General features: G+C 44.8%; 17 protein-coding genes, 1 pseudogene and 1 riboswitch. Of the genes and pseudogenes, 9 read left to right on the top strand and 9 right to left on the bottom strand.

The window, feature by feature from the left end; genetic code table 11:
- From AC6CIF_RS16750 to AC6CIF_RS16770, 5 genes and pseudogenes are all read right to left on the bottom strand, one after another.
- Positions 1-833, bottom strand: a pseudogene (locus AC6CIF_RS16750) (collagen-like triple helix repeat-containing protein); the annotation flags it as partial.
- A 166-nt stretch (positions 834-999) separates the two neighbouring features.
- Positions 1000-1932 (bottom strand): tyrosine-type recombinase/integrase, encoded by a 933-nt coding sequence (locus AC6CIF_RS16755; protein WP_498200579.1) that lies wholly within the window; start codon positions 1930-1932, stop codon positions 1000-1002.
- Positions 1933-2207: 275 nt separating this feature from the next.
- On the bottom strand, positions 2208-3287 hold the full coding sequence (locus AC6CIF_RS16760; RefSeq protein WP_498200581.1) for a hypothetical protein: 1080 nt from the start codon (positions 3285-3287) through the stop codon (positions 2208-2210).
- A gap of 592 nt (positions 3288-3879) precedes the next feature.
- Complete coding sequence (locus AC6CIF_RS16765) at positions 3880-5250, bottom strand: amidohydrolase family protein (protein WP_498200583.1); 1371 nt, start codon at positions 5248-5250, stop codon at positions 3880-3882.
- Positions 5251-5370: 120 nt separating this feature from the next.
- The gene (locus tag AC6CIF_RS16770; protein ID WP_498200584.1) at positions 5371-5922 is read right to left on the bottom strand and encodes a CGNR zinc finger domain-containing protein; all 552 of its coding nucleotides are present in this window, start codon (positions 5920-5922) and stop codon (positions 5371-5373) included.
- 143 nt (positions 5923-6065) lie between these two features.
- On the opposite strand from AC6CIF_RS16770, the gene AC6CIF_RS16775 reads away from it, so the two are divergent.
- The 7 genes from AC6CIF_RS16775 to AC6CIF_RS16805 all read left to right on the top strand — a co-directional run bounded on the left by AC6CIF_RS16775 (position 6066) and on the right by AC6CIF_RS16805 (position 12025).
- Positions 6066-6566 (top strand): DinB family protein, encoded by a 501-nt coding sequence (locus tag AC6CIF_RS16775; RefSeq protein WP_498200585.1) that lies wholly within the window; start codon positions 6066-6068, stop codon positions 6564-6566.
- Between the two features lie 84 nt (positions 6567-6650).
- Positions 6651-6804: riboswitch (FMN riboswitch) on the top strand.
- A gap of 144 nt (positions 6805-6948) precedes the next feature.
- Complete coding sequence (locus AC6CIF_RS16780) at positions 6949-7929, top strand: DMT family transporter (RefSeq protein WP_498200586.1); 981 nt, start codon at positions 6949-6951, stop codon at positions 7927-7929.
- A 319-nt stretch (positions 7930-8248) separates the two neighbouring features.
- Positions 8249-9745: an amidase gene (locus tag AC6CIF_RS16785; protein ID WP_498200829.1), complete on the top strand. Its 1497-nt coding sequence runs from the start codon at positions 8249-8251 to the stop codon at positions 9743-9745.
- A gap of 201 nt (positions 9746-9946) precedes the next feature.
- Positions 9947-10459: a DUF3231 family protein gene (locus tag AC6CIF_RS16790; RefSeq protein WP_498200587.1), complete on the top strand. Its 513-nt coding sequence runs from the start codon at positions 9947-9949 to the stop codon at positions 10457-10459.
- Between the two features lie 175 nt (positions 10460-10634).
- Entirely contained in the window at positions 10635-11474 is an 840-nt protein-coding gene (locus AC6CIF_RS16795; RefSeq protein WP_498200588.1) for a manganese catalase, read from the top strand.
- A 31-nt stretch (positions 11475-11505) separates the two neighbouring features.
- Entirely contained in the window at positions 11506-11700 is a 195-nt protein-coding gene (locus AC6CIF_RS16800; RefSeq protein WP_498200589.1) for a spore coat protein, read from the top strand.
- A 13-nt stretch (positions 11701-11713) separates the two neighbouring features.
- Positions 11714-12025 (top strand): spore coat protein, encoded by a 312-nt coding sequence (locus AC6CIF_RS16805; RefSeq protein ID WP_083656998.1) that lies wholly within the window; start codon positions 11714-11716, stop codon positions 12023-12025.
- Positions 12026-12103: 78 nt separating this feature from the next.
- Here AC6CIF_RS16805 and AC6CIF_RS16810 read toward each other — a convergent pair whose 3' ends face one another.
- Genes AC6CIF_RS16810 through AC6CIF_RS16820 form a run of 3 tightly spaced genes read right to left on the bottom strand, consistent with a single transcriptional unit; the run spans position 12104 to position 16057 of the window.
- The gene (locus AC6CIF_RS16810; RefSeq protein WP_498200590.1) at positions 12104-13210 is read right to left on the bottom strand and encodes a GerAB/ArcD/ProY family transporter; all 1107 of its coding nucleotides are present in this window, start codon (positions 13208-13210) and stop codon (positions 12104-12106) included.
- 21 nt (positions 13211-13231) lie between these two features.
- Positions 13232-14440 (bottom strand): Ger(x)C family spore germination protein, encoded by a 1209-nt coding sequence (locus AC6CIF_RS16815; protein WP_498200591.1) that lies wholly within the window; start codon positions 14438-14440, stop codon positions 13232-13234.
- 12 nt (positions 14441-14452) lie between these two features.
- Entirely contained in the window at positions 14453-16057 is a 1605-nt protein-coding gene (locus tag AC6CIF_RS16820) for a spore germination protein (protein ID WP_498200592.1), read from the bottom strand.
- A gap of 127 nt (positions 16058-16184) precedes the next feature.
- Here AC6CIF_RS16820 and AC6CIF_RS16825 point away from each other — a divergent pair, with 127 nt between their 5' ends.
- Entirely contained in the window at positions 16185-16817 is a 633-nt protein-coding gene (locus AC6CIF_RS16825; protein WP_498200830.1) for a LysE family transporter, read from the top strand.
- Here AC6CIF_RS16825 and AC6CIF_RS16830 read toward each other — a convergent pair.
- Positions 16810-18258: an amino acid permease gene (locus AC6CIF_RS16830; RefSeq protein WP_498200593.1), complete on the bottom strand. Its 1449-nt coding sequence runs from the start codon at positions 18256-18258 to the stop codon at positions 16810-16812. The genes AC6CIF_RS16825 and AC6CIF_RS16830 overlap by 8 nt on opposite strands.
- A gap of 176 nt (positions 18259-18434) precedes the next feature.
- On the opposite strand from AC6CIF_RS16830, the gene AC6CIF_RS16835 reads away from it, so the two are divergent.
- A complete protein-coding gene (locus AC6CIF_RS16835) occupies positions 18435-18788 on the top strand; it encodes an AMP-dependent synthetase and ligase (protein WP_498200595.1) in 354 nt (117 codons plus the stop codon).
- Positions 18789-18823 lie beyond the last annotated feature (35 nt).

An 18823-nucleotide genomic window follows, 5' to 3' on the forward strand; every position in this document is an offset into this window, starting at 1 on the left:
CCAGTATCTCCGGTTGCTCCAGTTTCACCAGTTCCTCCGGTTGCCCCAGTAGCTCCGGTTACTCCAGTTGCTCCAGTTTCTCCAGTATCTCCGGTTGCTCCTGTTGCCCCAGTAGCTCCGGTTACTCCAGTTGCTCCAGTATCTCCGGTTGCTCCAGTTTCCCCGGTTGCGCCAGTAACTCCAGTTACACCAGTATCTCCAGTTGCCCCAGTAGCTCCGGTTACTCCGGTTACACCAGTCGCACCGGTTACTCCAGTTACACCAGTATCTCCGGTTGCTCCAGTTTCACCGGTTGCTCCAGTTACTCCAGTTACTCCAGTTTCTCCTGTTGCCCCAGTATCTCCGGTTGCTCCAGTTTCTCCTGTTGCTCCAGTCGCACCAATTGCTCCAGTTTCTCCTGTTACTCCAGTGGCCCCAGTCACTCCAGTTACACCAGTACTTCCAGTAGCTCCAGTCAACCCGGTAACTCCCGTGGACTCATTTGCACCTAACAATTCTGAAGATACAATACGATGGGGCGTTACAAGCTGCCCGGCAGAATTTTTTCCCCAAACTGATATTTCTACTTGCTGCTCTGCGAGACCACTTGTTGTAAAGATAAATTCAAATACATCCAGGTTTGCAAAGTAGTTCTTCGTTATTGCTTGATTCGGATTTATACTAATAAGTTCAAGTGCATATAGAGTTCTAATTCCATTCAGATAATATCCTTGAATTAAGATGCTCGCATTATTGACCAGATCTCTATTATCGATCTTAATTGTCAACTGTTGTGTTGGCCTTACGCCACTAACTGGATTATTCTCAATCGGTCCAGTTGATAAAGTAGCCATGTTATCCCCTCCCCTCACATGCAGTTTAATCTTTGGCATCCCCTAACTTCTTTACATAAAGTATTCCAATTCATGCCAGGGGTGAGAAGTATCGCATAATTCAGTATTTGAGAACTCAAAAAGCCTGTCACTTGGACAGGCTTCTCTAAATCTAATTATTCAATAGCTAATTGTTCAACCCAAATGCGGGAAGTTTAACGTCCAGCAGAGCCATAGCCTCTTCTTTCTCCCTACTGGTGACGTGTGTGTACACGGTTGTTGTTTGAATAGATGCGTGACCAAGCAGCTCCTGCACGGTACGCAAGTCGGCTCCACGCCGTAACATCATGGTAGCGAAGGAGTGACGCAGCTTATGACTGGAGTAATTTTGACGTTGATTAGCTGGTGATTCCTGCTGGAAGCGTTCAAAGGTTTCCGTAGATATGAGCTGGATGCTGCGAATCGACAGTCTCTTCCCTTTTTGCGAGACAAATAACGCTTCCTCTTTCGGTCGCCAAGGATCGAGACGCTCAGCCATCGCTTGTGATAAGACTTTTGCCACAGTCTCCGGTACAGGTAGGGAGCGCCATTTACGACCTTTACCAAATACATCCAATGTACGTCGCTCCGCGTTATAGTCTTTGCAATCCAACGCATGCACTTCTCCAACCCGTAATCCCATGTATCCCATCAGTAGAAAAACAGCCAGATTACGTGTGCGATACTTGCCTTCTACCGACTCCAGAAAACGTGTCAGCCCACTTTCATCAAGGAAAACGGGCGCACGGTTTTTCTCGGTTTTGGATTTTTTGATCCCAAACGCCGGATTATTGGTTAACAATTCGAGTTCAATGAGGGACTTGTAAAAACAGTTCACCGCCGCATGTTTGCGATTTCTCGTGGCATCACTAACCCCACGCTCCCGCGCACGGGATAGAAAAGACAACACATGCAGCTTTTTGACCTGCTCCAGTGACTTTCCTTGAATGGAGACCAGGAATTCCACCACGTCACCGGTGTATGATTTTACCGTATGGCCTGTATATCCGGCATCCTTCATCCATATGTGAAAAGCTTCAAGTTCGTCCGCATATTGCTCCTGAATCTCCTCGGTCATCATCTGTCTACGTCACCTCAATTCGGTTCTTTATAAATTGACTAAGATTATTTACACGGGCACTGCGATGACAGAACAACCTTCCAATCGCTGTTATCCCCAGATTTTTCTGATTCCCTTTTCTCAAGGGAAAAATCCGTGGATAAAGGCGAAGCGTATGCTTCCGAAGTAGCTTTCTTGCAGAAAACTTTTAGCTTCACTTTTTCAGGTTCTTTCTGTCCTCTCCGTTTTCGTGTAAATGATTAGTTCAATTTATATATTTATTATAAAGTAGTGCTCTACGCTTCATCCACGATGACAACGTCAATCAGCGGAATGATCGTTTCGGGTTTGCCTTGACTACGGGTAAGTACAAACGATGGCAATGGATTCTCGTGCAGACCATTCACGGATTCGCAGATCTGAGTATACAAATCCATGTGCAACGTCTCGCCTTCACCAGCCACATCAATAACAGGCCAATCGTTCTGAACGCAAGCAGGCCAGTAAGCCAGTTCGTTCGCCGGCACAATGCTTAATTGTTGAATGGACGGATCAATACGGTAGATCCCTTGCCGTTCAGGTTCATCGCCCAGCTTGTCCACGGCAAGTATTCCAGCCGACTGCTCATCTGGTGCAGAATAGAGTGAATAACACCACGGAGTCACGCCCCAGGCGATCGCCATCAGCCCCTCTTCCAGCAAGGTATTTGACAGATTGCCTTCGGCAAATTGCTCGATCAAATTATGGTTACCCGGTCCCATCAGTTCCTCCACACGCTTAGCGAGTCGAGGCAGGTCAGCGAGAATAAATCCCCCTCTGCCATAGGAGTCAAACACATGATGGTTTCTGTTCCACACAGCTTGAGTTGGTGAACTCAACGACGCTGCTTCTGCCGGGAAAAGCGATATATATACGGTGATAACTTGCGCATATTTAACCATTGCGAGTTGTTCAGGTTCGAGTGTACCTTCAGCAATACGAGGTGTTTTCATATGCAGGGAGATTCGAAGTTCGTATTCCCCCTCTTGAAATGCTGCCCAACCAAGATTAACAGACTGTTCAACGCCTTCAATAGAAGCAATGGAGATCGAGCTATCCGGTTTCAGGTTAACAGCATACTGCACGTATGCCAGCTCCTGACCATAGATAATATTGGCATCCTGACGATTGACCGGTGAATCCAACGGTTGTGCAATGACAGATACCTTACGTCCATCCTTCAGAAGACGCTGCGGATCAATATCCAACTGTAAGGTTTGTGAATCCTCTAATTGTGAAACAATTAATTGCGCCTCTGCAAGTACGGATGAGTCAGCTAATGCAAATCCAAAAGCTGCATTTTGATGATCTGAATTCGTATGTAATGGTGTGTTCATGATACATCCCCTCTCTTATGTCTGATGGCATGTCACATCCCCAAATATATTTCATATTTGGATTAGCCGCAACCCCACCCCATGATTAAGTTCGTCACGTCCCTTATTACTTACCCATATATGAAGAAATTTCCAACCTTCCCCTGCTGTTATCTTCCTTTATCTTTCTATAAAAAAAATCCCCATCCCGCTTCGCCTAAGCGATACGAAATGAGGAAGAATAAAGATGTTCTCGGTTAAAGATGTTTGCAACTAGTCTAACACGTTATCGCGTTGCTTGATTAAATTTATTTTTGTAGATCACTTATTTTGTTCTTTTTACGCAAAATTTATCATGATCTGTTGCACGTGATTGAATATGAAAATGGATTTAAAACAAAACTGCGTATAATTTATATTATGCGCAGTTTTTATGAGCCTATTTTCCCGCGGAAAACAACTCTAAATCCTTGTTATCTGAAGTTAAGAAAATGAGAGCTCTTTTCGTCTTTTTCCGCTGTCCCTTCCTCCCTTATCCTGTCTAAATCCACGATATGACGGCATGTAAAAGAGCCACATATCATTATGTGGCCCTTTATTTCTTACTATAGGTTCACGAGAACGCAATTCTCTCTGCATCTGACATCCGGTATTGGGTTAGCAAATAATCTTTGCTCTGCATCGCCGCATGACGAATAGCATCCAGATCAACATTCAAAAGTTTACCCTCTCGCTTCACGAGTCTACCTGCCACAAAGACCGTATCCACATTGGATGGATTGGCAAATTGCACAACAGCGCCGATTGGATCATGAACAGGGAACATATTCAGATCGGTGGTACGAATCATGATCAGATCCGCTTCCTTTCCTGGGGTCAGCGTTCCGACCTTCTGTTCTAATCCCAATGCTTGGGCACCAGCCGAAGTTGCAAATCTCAGTACTTGACTGGACTGCAAGTTCAACTCGCCAGGCATCTCACCCTGCTGCAGAAGTTGTTCATTGGCTCTGGATCGTTCAGCCTGAAGTGCAAACTTCATCTGCGAGAACATATCTCCGCCTGTGGACGTCACCACGTCTACACCAAGTGTAGGGGTTCCCCCGTTTTCAAGAAAATAGCCGGTGGCCGGATAACCATGACCCATCATCATTTCAACTTCAGGTGTGACCGACAAGGAAGCGCCGCTATCTGCCAGCATTTTGTATTCATCCATGCCCATGGTATTACCATGAACGATATTCACCCGTGGACTTAACAGTCCCGCTTCGTACATGTGACTAATCGAGCGATCCACAGATCCCCAACTGCCAAATCCGGCATGCATGGAACAGATCGCATCCAGTTCTTGTGCTAGTTCGATCTCTTTCACGGTTGTATCCCAATGACTGAACTCCGGACCACGAATGGCCAGCCCATAAGTAAGTAATTGATCCCGTGATGAAAAATAACGTTCTTTGACTCTTCTCACATCATTATTCGAATACGTGAGTTGACTATCCCGATTCCAGTAGTCCGTCTCACCAGGTACTCCGTGAGCAAATACCGCCCGAATGCCAGCATCCTGAAGTCCACGAATCAGTTCATCCGTATGGTCAGGGGAATACGGCATGCTCCAATCCATTACTGTCGTCACTCCTGCGTTAAGCGCTTCCAAGGAACCGAGCAGGTTGGCAATATAGCTATCTTGTGGGCGGAGCTTGCTTCCCATCGCACCATAATAGAGATTTTGCAAATAAACTGGTAACGACCAGTTGGTTCCCGCTGTTTTGACAAGTGATTCCCACATATGCCGATGCGTGTCCACCAGCCCAGGCATAATAATCATCGATGAAGCATCAATGATCTCCGCATCCGGAATATCCAGGTCGGGCTGGATCGCCATGATCAGTGAATCCTGAATCAGAACGTCCGCCCTCTTATACTGTCCAATTTTAGCATCCATCGATAACACACAGCCATTTTTCAACAGATAACTTGTCCGCACTAGAAACATCTCCCATCTATTTTGGTTTGAAAGACGATCACATCCTGCTTACGAATCTGTACTGCTTCTGACTATTTTTTCGCTAGTATATATACATTATATAGTTATTGTTAGTATTTATCAATTTTGGGATTTGCGTTTCGCCCGAAATCTTCTAACCTTCATCAGATTTCCACACATCTTATCATCACAGTACTTCTGTGTTCTGCTTCGGGTATCATCATAGAACATCCAGCGACAATCCGAATTATCACAGATCCGAATCCTATGCCCTTCTCCCTCCACCAAAGTCGTGGCAAAATCAGCAGCTACCTCAGCCATAACCTGATGCCAATGTGCTTCTACAGCTACCAGTTGGAGTTTCAGTTCCTGATCAATTGTAGTCAATGTTCTTCTCACATGCCCTGCTTCCATAACGCCATTCAACCATTGTTTTTCTATATCCGTTAATGATGCTCCAGAAGACACGCGGGCTCCAAGAGCCAACAATTCATTCCTGAAGTTTCTCATCGACAACTCATCTTCTGGAGATGCAGGGACAGAAGCGTGAAGTTGCCATCGTTCCAGAAAATCTTGCTGCCAGCTCGCCTTCCCAAGCCTATCCTCCGATCGATCTCCCCCACGCCAGTCGTGATAATCGCTGTTTACAAAATCGGTCCATAACCTGTCCATATATACCTCCGTTTATTGTAACCATCTAATTCGATAAAGAAGGTTACAACTCATCTTTGATGTGTTATATTAAGTGTAACCTCATTAATCAGTTTTAGCTAGTTACATCACCTATCACAATTATACGCAAGGAGGAAAAGGCAATGACGAACACAACAGCACTAGAAGTGTTACTTATTCAAAAGGATGATACTTGGGATCAATGTAATTGGATTGTACCTTTGTCGAAATCCTTGGAGGGTCTTACAGCAGAACAAGCCGCCTGGATTCCACCCTCAGGGGGATTAAGCATCTGGCAGTTGGTTAACCATATGTATTATTACAACCATCGCTTATTATGTCGCATGCAAGGTAAGGAGCCCACCCTTCCTGCTGTAGACTCCAATGAATACACATTTGGGAATTCTGGAGATGCAACGGACGCAGCTGGATGGAATACACTGCTACAGGGTACAACTCGATTAGCCCAACAGTTGCGAGATCAATTGGCTGCACTACAAGAATCAGATCTTGAAGCCGGATATATGGACTCTGAAGATAAATGGGCACACGAACTCGCTCGCTGGGTACTCCATGATGCGTATCACGCAGGTCAGATCGTGCTCCTTCGCAGACAGCAAGGAAGCTGGAAAATCGTTTTCTAAAAAAAATGCTTGAACTGCTAGCGCTTACAGGAATAAGATGAACTTATTAATGTTACAGCTTGTTCAACATACTATATAATTGAATAGGATCTTCGGGGTAGGGTGCAATTCCCAACCGGCGGTGATGTTCTTCGGAACCAGCCCGCGACTCGCTATTTGTTCTTAACGAAGGACATTTAGCGACTGACTTGGTGTGAATCCAAGGCCGACGGTACAGTCCGGATGAGAGAAGATCAACACATTGACATGCCGTTCACGGGAAGGCCTCTTTCCTGACGCATGTCCTTGGATGAGCCCCCGTTTATTTGGTATATACCAAAACGGGGGCTTTTGTCGATTTTGCCAACTGAAGATTCCGTGTTCTGACGAAGGAGTCCTGAATATGGAAAAGACATCAGCAGCATCACCTGTTTACCGCAAGGAACGAAGTAATACCGGATTCTGGCTTGTAGTTCTTGGCGCCGCCTTATGGGGTGTCGACCCACTCTTCCGCATTATTTTGCTAAATACGATGACATCCACGCAGATTGTACTGGTGGAACATATCATCATTAGTCTTATTGCCATTCCCGTGCTGTGGAAATTCCGGTCTGACCTGAAAAACCTGCGCGCTCGCCACTGGATTGCCGTGATTTTTATCTCATGGGGAGGATCAGCACTCGCAACGGTATTGTTCACCATGGCACTAACACATAACGATCCGAATACGGTACTTTTATTGCAAAAAATGCAACCACTCTTCGCTATCGTGCTGGCTAAACTGTTACTGAAAGAAACGTTGCCTCGTCGCTTCGGTGGATTGTTCTTCATAGCATTAGCAGGAACGTACCTGCTTACATTTGGCTTCACATTGCCATTAGGTAACTGGGACAACTGGATTCATGCTGGAAGCTTGTTATCCCTTGGGGCTGCTGCCTTATGGGGAGGTTCAACCGTTATGGGCAGATTGATGCTGGGGCAGGCGCGTTATGAAACGGTCACCTCCCTTCGCTTTGTCGTTGCTCTCCCGCTCCTGATCTTTATGACGTGGAACGAAGGTGCGGCATGGACGTTTCCGTCCGGAACGGGTGAACAGACTGCTGTCATCCTCAACATTCTCGGTCAGGCATTGTTACCAGGTTTGCTAAGTCTTCTGTTGTATTACAAAGGTCTGTCTTCAACCAAAGCCTCTGTTGCAACACTCGCAGAACTTAGCTTCCCGATGGCCGGTGTGTTGGTGAACTGGATTGCTTTCCGTACACTGATTACATGGGAGCAGCTGCTTGGTTTTATTCTGATCTGGGTGGCCCTCTTCGCCATTTCCAGACAGCAGGAAAGATCATCAACTGCGGCCGATGCTGCACCGAAGCTGCGTACAGAGTAAGTGGATATATCTGAAGTTCAAATATAAACAAATAGTCAAATATAAAAATAAAACCATTGCACATCAAATTAGATGAGCAGTGGTTTTTTCATTTCCATTACTCGATATTACTCGATCATTTTCTCGATTAGCAATATGAGCTATTAAACCCTGTGCTTTATTTCTATGTCGCAAATCCTCCCCTCGTTCCCCTCCAACCTCATAACGAATATCCATATCATCGCACTACGTCTCTTCTATGTTTTGTCTTTTGTCTAATCCGGTGGTACGATGACATATGGAATAACAGATGAACTATATTCAGAGAGGAACGATCATGATGTCTTCATTCTCATATACCTCCTACGACGCCGTAGGTTTGGCTGAACTGATCCGATCCCGGGAAGTATCCCCGGTTGAAATGCTGGAAGCGGCGTACGCACGCCTTGAAGAAGTGAATCCGCAACTTAATGCGGTTATTCGTACATATGAAAATCGCGCACGTGAGGAAGCCGGTTTGGTTCGCCCTGGAGAACAACCCTTTGCCGGTGTTCCCCTACTCCTGAAAGATATTTCCCAATCCTTGGAAGGTGAATTTCTGACTTCAGGCTCACGCCTGTTCAGCGAGCATCGTGCATTACGCAATTCCAATTTTGTCACTCGACTTCGTGATGCAGGCTTTATCTTCATAGGACATACCAATACGCCTGAATTTGGTTTGAAAAATATTACAGAGCCCCGTCTTCATGGTCCAACTCGCAATCCGTGGAATATCAACCACTCTCCAGGTGGTTCAAGTGGTGGTGCCGCTGCTGCTGTAGCTTCGGGTATTGTTCCTCTTGCCGGAGCCAGTGACGGAGGAGGTTCGATTCGTATCCCGGCTTCCTTTAGCGGATTGTTTGGCTTGAAACCAACGCGCGGACGTACACCTGTAGGCCCCGGAGTTGGTCGTCAATGGCAAGGCGCATCCATTGATTTTGCCCTCTCACGCTCGGTTCGGGACAGTGCCGCCCTGCTCGATACTTTGCAAGTCATTCAGCCTGAAGCTGCGTTTCATGCACCACTATTCCCAGGCAGTTACTTGGCAGATATGAGCTACCCCCATCAACGCAAACTGAAAATTGCGTACACAACAGATTCACCTGTAGGTACACCCGTCAGCATAGAAGCCAAAGAAGCGGTATATAAACTCGTTCGCTGGTTGGAAGACCAAGGACATCTTGTTGAAGAAAAGCTGAGTCCGGTTAACGGAGTCCGGTTGATGGAGAACTACTATATGATGAACAGTGGAGAAATGGCCGCAATGATCTCTTCCATGGAACGTTCCATGGGCCGAATTCTTACCTCAGATGATATGGAGATTGAATCCTGGGTTCTGGCTGAAGCTGGAAAAAAGGTGTCCGCTGCGGAATTCGTGCATAGTCTGGCTGAATGGGATGTAGCCGCTGCTCAGATGTCCACTTTGTTTGAGCGTTACGACTTCTACGTGACACCCGTTAATGCATTTTCTGCGCCCAAAATTGGAGAGTTAACACCTCATGATGAACAGATCCGTAACCTCATGCGGATCAGCGAACTGGACAAGACCCAGCAGCAGCAACTCATCTATGAAATGTTTGAGCCGAGTCTCACCTATACTCCGTTCACCCAGCTTGCGAATCTGACAGGCCAACCTGCGATTAGTGTGCCTCTTCATATGACACCAGAAGGTTTGCCAATGGGTGTTCAGGTGATGGCAACCAAAGGACGCGAAGATTGGTTATTACATCTGGCTGGACAGCTTGAACAATCAGACCTCTGGATCGGGATGAGTGGTAACCCACTTTTTCCCGTCTAAAAATATATGTTGCACTCCCACCAGCAGACCTGCTCTGCTGGTTTTTCCTATTTGAATAACAAGAGGATATATTTTAGTTTACATAATAATTATGATGTTAATATATATTGCATCCTCCATTCCCTGTTCAGTGCATAATTTTATAGAATATAGGTGATCATAAGTTGGTGATACATTAACCTACTGGAGGGAAATCAAATCATGGGTATTCTAAGTGGCAACCCCAAGAACGAGCCGATGCATTATGGTGAAATCTTTAGTGTATGGCAATGTTCCACATTAGCCAAAGGCACTGTGTCTTGCTATCAAGCTTATATGAGTCATGCAGGAGATAAAGATTTAAAAAAAATCCTGGAAGACCTGCTGGACCAAGCCAAACTAGAAATTAAAGAATGCGATACTCTATTGACTGAAAATGGTATTGCCCCTGCACCACTACTGCCAGAAAGACCACATGTAGAGTTTGAGGATATCCCGGCTGGCGCAAGATTCACAGATCCCGAGATTGCTGCAAAAATAACAGCCGATACATCCATGGGTCTGGTTGCTGCAAGCCAAACGATTGGGCAATCGATCAGAGAAGATATTGGCGCGCTATTTGCTAAATATCATGCGACCAAAACAGCTCTAGGCCTCCGAATTCTTCAAATGAACAAAGAAAAAGGTTGGCTTATTCCCCCACCGCTTCAAGTCAAAAGACCGGATTCAGAATAGAGTTCATTGGAAGACTTCTAACAATATGTTGTAGTGAATTGAAGAGACAAAGCAGGAGAATCCCCCATTCTTCTGCTTTCTCTTTTTGCTATCTTACTGTTTACTTTTCAATGATCAGGTTAATAAAATTTAGAATTCATTCAGAAAATCAAAACATCTTATTGGAGGGAATCATATGTTTCGACATCAGAAAGAGTTGCAATTTGAAGTTAAAGTAGATCGTCCCGATCCCATGCTGGCACGTCAGGTTCAAGAAGTATTGGGAGGACAATTTGGCGAAATGACCGTCATGATGCAGTACCTTTTTCAGGGATTCAATTGCCGAGGTGAAGAGAAATATAAAGATATGCTCATGGATATTGGCACCGAAGAAATTGGACATGTCGAGATGCTCTGCTCATTAATCAGTCAGTTGCTGGATGGTGCTACTCCTCAGGCACAACAACAAGCCGCAGAGGATCCTGTGACAGCTGCAATTATGGGCGGTATCAATCCGCAACATCTGCTCGTCAGTGGTCTGGGTGGCTTACCAACCAACTCAAACGGTGTTCCGTGGAACGGTTCGTATATCGTGGCAAGCGGAAACCTGCTTGCAGACATGCGTTCCAATTTGCATGCCGAGAGTCAGGGTCGCCTTCAGGTAGCAAGACTGTACCATATGACAACAGATGAAGGCGTGCGGGCTACTTTCCGTAAAATGTTAGCACGTGACCGTTATCACCAGTATCAATGGATGGCCGCTATTCAGGAACTGGAAGAAAAGAATGGAGTCGTTGTTCCAGCCTCTTTCCCTCCTGAAGCCGAGCAAGAATCTCAGCCGCAGGCCTATGAATTCTGGAATCTCTCCGAGGGAACTGAATCCGCCGAAGGCTTATGGGCTACAGGAAGTGCACCTGATGGTACCGGAGACTATGTATATATCTCCAATCCTGTTCCAAAGGGACAGATACCTGAGCCCGTCATTCCTGCCACGGAACTTCACCATGACTTGGATATGAGATCAACAGATAAATAAAAAGTTAAATACTATTTTTTGGAGGTGCTTAATGATGGCAACTAAGGAACTTGCATTACATGAGAAACTCGAAGTACATGAACTGCTAACTCTCAAAACTTCGTGTGCCACCAAAGCCGTAACGATGCTGGAACTCGTAAAAGACGACACACTAAAATCCTTAATCGAAGATGATTTGGACAACTCTTCCAAAGCTATTGAAGAATTAAAATCCCTATTAAAATAAGGAGGTTGCTCTTATGACTACAACTAAAACGAAAGAAATGCTCGTTAAAGCCGTTGCTCCCATGGATGATATGGCCATTGCTACCGATATGCTTCTTTCTGCTAAGTCGGCGGTACGCACCTATGCGATAGCCCTTACCGAAACTGCAACCCCTCGCGTTCGGAAAGTCCTTAAGGCTCAATTGGATACTGCAATCGAAACCCACCAAAAGATCGCAGATTATATGATCAAGAATGAGATGTATCATCCCTATAGTATAGAAGAGCAAGTTGAACACGATATGGAAAAATCAGACATGGCGTTAAAATTGTTGGATGATAACTAATGGTTAACGCCTAAAGCGACTCAGTTTACTACTGGGTCGTTTTTTGATTCCGAGAGCATATGACTTTCATATTTCTAGCTAGTTTTTTGCGCTTTTCTGCATACCTTTCTTTCTCAGGAGAATGACAACCAATAGTAGTAGGGGTAAAAAGATCTGAAATACAGGAGAAGTATAATTCAATGTGTATCCTCGCCCGATCTCAATGTGTTCTGTAAATGTCGGTGATAAAAAAGACAACCCATATAGAACAAGCCCTACTGGAAACACCCATTTCCTATAGTTCATCCCAGTTACTCTTTCGAGTCCAATTACGGCTCCATGGAAAAATGCAGCCATTTTAATACCCAATCCGAGGAACAGAAGTAAAGTGAACAAGGCATCCATCCGTTCAAACACTTCAGTCAAATCGATTAACTGTACTGTCTCCAAAAGCGGGAGTGTGCTATAGGCAGCAATCTGAGGACCCAAGACAAAAATGATAAGTTGATTGATAAATGTTAAAGCGAGAGCCGTTAGACTATAGGCGATGATCACCGCTCTATTAAGATTCCTTCCTTTCCGGGCATAGGGATAAAAGACCAGAAATAAGACAACCTGCCCGAATGGAAAAGATATGATCTCTGGAAAAGCAGCTTGAAAAATCGGCTTCCACCCATTCTCCATCACAGGCAGGGCCAGATCGGAGTGAAAAAGACCTGTTGTTGGAATTAAGAAACTGATTAACGCATAACCCAGCGCCATGAGCGGAAACAGAATCATACACATGAGAAACAGTACACGATATCCATATCGTACGGTGTTGGATACAACGATAATGGTGATCATGCTGATAATCCACATGGATGTTCTGTTCAGTAAGGTCAATTCAGTGACTTCACTGATGTCACGTAAATTTCGTGAAGCCTCATAGGCGAAATAAGCTACAAATGAAAGGCTTACGATTGTCCCTAGTACTTTTCCCATGTAGCGGCGACACAATAGAAACAAATCCAGTTCAGGTTCCTGATGATGAATAGCGAGATGAAGGAGTAGTAACACCAAGCCACCAGCAGCCCCAACAAGCATGGCTAACCATGCATCCTGTTTGGCGTCTCCGCCTATAAGAAACAAGGTTGTACTTCCAACTTCAAACAAGGAAAGACAAACAGCCAATTCGGATACGCGAAGCTCCCTAGCCAATTTCATAAATTGAACCTCTCCTTGGTGTTAGTCTTTCTCTTCGCCAAGCAACTTGCTGAAAGAATCTTGAAGCAGGCCTACTCGTTCCAATGTTACGTTTACGTTTATGTTAATATCCATCTGTGCCAATTCGCTAGACCAATTGTCTTTTAGAACTTTCCATTCTTTGGGATGTCTTTGATGTATTTTGTTTGCGATTCCCATCATATCGACATGAAGCCTTTGGTTCCCTCTCCATCCGTCCAATATCTGTGCTTGAATGACTTGTTCCGCCTGTCGCTGCAATTCATGAATCGTATGTGTTCTGGCTATATCCTCTCCGGATGTGCTCTCATCCAGCTCAGCGTCGACCTTTGCATCTACCTGAACAGCATAATGAAGCCCCTTTTTCACAGGAACAACCTTAACTTTTGCTTTGCGCACAAGAAAAGAGTTCACCTCCCCCTTTGCAGCTGTGTAGGTCAAGTTGGTCCAGTTCACCCTGTCTGTTAGCCAAGCGATACCCATACTTTCTTTTTGGTTCAGAACTCCGATCTTTTTGTCTTTGAGAAATACACTTAATCCTTGAAGTCTTAAATTCCCGGGTATGGATGTCTCCTTAAAGATATCAATTGAACTCTGTTTGTTATCGCCCGGTGTATCTGTTGTAACACCAGGAATTCCTGCCGATCCACTGTCTGAAGTGATCTTCAGACCAACCTCATGTATGTTCATCACGGGATAGTACGACCCTTTTTCATTATTCCGTTCCAAAATCTCGGATAAAGCACGGCCAGGCTGTTTCTCTGGCGGAATCAATTTTTCGAGGTACTCTCTTGCTTGACCATCTGCAATAATAAGTTTGGCAGTTTCCCGAGAACCAATATTTCGATAATAGTGATCCATGATCTCTGCAATCCCGTATCTTGCCGCTTCTTCACCAATCAGAACGATATTGGTATGTGCAAAATATAATCTTTTGGGATTTTCCACACTGCTTTGGGCAACAGCTTCCCGAATCGTTTTGCCTTCTGATGAAAATGTGTTCACGGGGGATTGAGATCCAGCAGACGACGACCCGATTGAACTGCTCGCTGGCGGTACAATAATCTGATAGGTTATGATCCACTTTCCGTTTTTCCGATCAAATCCTGTAGCTGTTGTGATGCCCAAATCATTTAATTCTGTGCGATTTCCACAACCAGCAGTGACCAGTCCGACCATGAGTAAGATTAATATGGACCGCAAACGAATCATATAAATCGCTCCTTATTCGTTCTCAGCGTCATTAATACGATCTACAATATTATCCGATCCCGCCGGGTATTGATGTGGGACTTGTCTCGTCTTATTCGTATTTGACTTCTCGTCGGGTCTCGTCTTCATAGCCCACCAGGGTACTCTCAACCATAGATCCTTCATATTTGACTTAAAAAAAGGACTGTATGGCATCAGGTAGTCAACGCCGAAGGACTTCAGCGATACCAAGTGTGCAAGCAAGGGCACTGCTCCGGCCAATATGCCGTATAATCCCAGCGTACCTGCCAGTACCATAAAGGGAAAACGCAATAGCCTTACTGCTGTAGCCATACTGAAATAGGGTATAACAAAATTCGCGATTGCTGTGAAGGAAACCACAATAACCATTGCACCTGAGACCAATCCCGCCTCTACCGCAGCTTGCCCGATGACCAATGCACCAACAATAGAAATTGCAGGTCCAATGGCTCGCGGCATTCTCACTCCAGCTTCACGAATGACCTCAAACGTAATTTCCATAAGCAGGGCTTCAAGTAATGCCGGAAAAGGGACTCCTTCGCGTTGAGCGGCCAGGGTGACCAATAACGTTGTAGGTATCATCTCCTGCTGAAATGTGGTTAGTGCAATGAATGTCGAAGGCAGCAACAAGGATATGAGGAAACAGATTAACCGTATAATCCGCAGAAAGGTAGAAATATCATAACGCTGATAATAATCCTCGGGCGTTTGAAAGAAGTTAAAAAAAGTAACAGGTGCAATCAAGGCAAATGGCGTACCATCTACCATAATGGCTACTTGACCATCCAATAGACTGCCGGCAACCGTATCTGGGCGCTCCGTATTGATCATGGTCGGAAAAGGCGTAAGCGGTGCATCCTGAATAAATTCTTCTATGTAACCACTCTCGAGTATACTATCTGTGTTGATGGCATTTAAACGCCTGGTAACCTCTTCAATGACTTGTGGCTTTGCAATACCCTGGATGTAAGCCAAGGCAACCACTGTCTGGGTGTATTCTCCAATGGTATGCATCTTGAATTTCAAATCAGGAGTCCGAATTTTTCGTCGAACAAGGGCAATGTTGGTCGTAATCTCCTCTGTGAATCCTTCCTTTGGCCCTCTGACCACCGTTTGAGAGGTAGGCTCCTCCACAGATCTTCTCGCCCCTCCGGCGATCGGCACTGCCTGAACATTTTTTATACCATCAACAAGGATAACGACGTGGCCTGTTAATAAAGCTTCATAGATAAGATGCGGTGAATCTATATTTCGGATATTACCGGAGGGTAAGACTCTTTTCACTAACACATCTCTCGGTTGATCTCCCGGCAGAGGATTCGTATTCATCCATTGAATGATATTGTCCATAAGTTCAACCAGTAGCGTAGAATCTGTCAACCCTTCCATATAACATACAGCCAAAGCAGTACCCTTCTCCTCTAACATAGGGAACTCCCGAACTACAAAATCAGGACTATACTCAAATGCCTTGATAATATTGTTAAGTTTATCTTCAAGCGATATATTCAGACTTTGCGAATGTTGTTTTCGTTTATGTAGTGTTTCTCCTTGCTTTTGTGAAGTAAATATCTCCTTTATCCATCGCATCAGCACATCAATCACCCCCTATTTCCGACTAATATGGATTAATCATGCAAAAAGTATACATCGCCCTCGATAATCTAGTCCTACAAAAACACCTTGAAGAATATCCTGTACTGTATGGAAAGGAGGACATCTTATTTATATCATGTTAGGTTATGTGATCCTGGGATTATCACTTTCAGCCCCTATGGGACCCATCAATGCTGCGCAATTGGACAAGGGTATTCGAGGTGGGTTCATGCCCGCCTGGTGTGTTGGACTAGGAGCCATCGCAGCTGATATCATCTACATGCTGTTTGTGTATTTTGGCATCGTACATCTGCTTGAACTTCCGTTTGTAAGGGTATTCCTCTGGATGTTTGGTTGTTTTGTATTGATCTATACGGGTGTGGAAAGTATTAAAAATGCAGGAATCCTTGCCCCTTCTCAAATGAGAGGAGATGATTCGGAGCTTGCCAAGTCATTTACTCAAGGATTCCTGATGTCTCTGTTTAACCCTCTTTCCATCATGTTCTGGCTAGGCATTTATGGCTCTGTTCTAGCCAAGGCTGTAAATGACTCCCCTATGGATCAATTGTTGATATATAGTGGAGCTATCATCTTGGGCGTACTTCTGTGGGATCTATTCATGGCGACTACCGTAAGTTTTTTTCGCAAATACCTCACTTCTACTGTGCTTAAAGGAATTGCTCTCATTTCCGGACTTTTTTTAGTCGGTTTTGGCTGTTACTTCGGATATAAAGCCATTCAATTTCTCTTCTTTATTTGAGTTTGTTTTTTTTGCGTAACCGAATACCCGTGATGTGATAACTGCTTATACCCGTTGAATGCTGCTCATATTCTTCACTTTTGTCTTTCTCAGCGTTTGATGATGTTTGGGACGCAGGTTTCTTCTTGCGAATCCGTTGTACAATAACGTCACTAATGGCAATGAGAGAGACAAGCAATAAGCTAATATAGAACCCCGGTCTGCTGAGTGCGTGAAAAAGTGTTCCAGTGACTGCAGCAGTGATCAACAATAAGCCAATCCAGCGTTTGATCACATCGAACTTGCCTGATTTCAACAATTTACCGGAGGATAACAAAATAAACGACCAGTTGTACAGAAGCATCAGTCCAGCTGCAGTTGTGATGTATTCATATACTTTACCTGGGAGTAAGAGAGACATGATGATCGTACCAACTAACCCACAACCAATGAGGGACAAGGCAAATAACGGATACTTCGTTTTCCACTTTCGAGAAAATAACTGCGGGGCATCTCCCTCCTGAGCGAGGGTAATAATCATAGACGTCACCGCATAGAGCGAAGCTGTCATCGTTGAAAATCCGGCTACAATGAGCACCCCGTTGAACAAATGTGGGACAAAAGCAAGGTGATCACTACTGAGTGCCAGTACAAATGGACTCTCCTTGGGATTGAATGCATTCAAAGGAACCATAATTAACGCGAGTCCAATGGATACAACATATACGGTGGATAGCGCAATAAGCATGACTTTTCCTGCCTTTGGGGCATCCTCCGGTTTTTGAAGCCGATATGACATAATGCCAAGAACTTCAATACCTCCATAAGCATAGAACGCAAAAAGAAACGCAGACCACAATCCGATGCCACCCTTTGGAAAAATCGCTGCCATATCCAGCGGTACTTTGTGTTCATACTTGGTTCCCCCAATCCACCCTGCGAGAAGGGCGATGGCAAGCACCAAGAACATGATGATCGCTGCAATTTTAATGATAGCCAGTACATTTTCAACCCGGTCAAATCCCTTGTTACCGAAGAATACAATACAAAGACCTACAATTCCGAATCCTGCAGCAAAGATCCAGAGCGGAACAGAAGGGAACCAGAACCTGGAGAAAATGGACAATGCGGTTAGCTGACTCCCCATAATGAGCAACTCCGAAAACCAATAGAACCATCCACTCGCAAAGCCTGCCCAACCTCCAAAGGCTTTCTTGGCATATGAACGAAAAGATCCTTGTTCCGGATGGTCCGCTGTCATTCTTGCGAGCGCATCAAAAACTACATATGTACCCAAGGCCGCCAAGATATAGGCCAGCAGCACAGCTGGACCACCAATCGAGATCGCAAGGCTGGAACCCAGAAAATACCCTGTACCAATTGTTCCTGCCACACCTAGCAGACTTAATTGCCACCATTTCAGTTTCTTTTCTTCTGTAGCGTTAGTTGATGCTTTACTCATGTTGTCATTCCTTTTCTGTATCATTTTAGGTCACTAAAGGTAGCCTTCCCAATCGACAGCGAATCATGTTCTCTTATATTAATCCTTATTTGAATGGAACAGGATAGATTGAATATTTCTCAGAACCGTATTACATAATACACAGGTACATCAAAACACACAGGAGGGTTTTACACATGAATCAGTTCTCTCAATCGCAGCAAATTACGCAGTTGGCTCAACAACTTACACAACAAACACAACAGGCTTCGATGCAATATCAACAACTACTTAGACAAGAACAAAGCAACGCTCAACAACTGGAGCAATTGGCACAACGCGAGCAACAAGCTGCACATATGATCCAGACCGCACTGCAAGGACATCAAACCGCCATCCAGCAATTACAACAACTCTCCAATCTTGCACAACAACTTGCACACTCATCTTCACAGCACGTATCTTATCTTGAGCAGCCATACAACACTCCCAATATCTCAACTAATGGTCAATCCTTTGGTTCGTATTCGAATCAAAACCGCCCGCAATAACATTTTCATATAACACAAAAAGGAACCCAGCATTG

The organism is Paenibacillus sp. GQ49 (assembly GCF_059759055.1).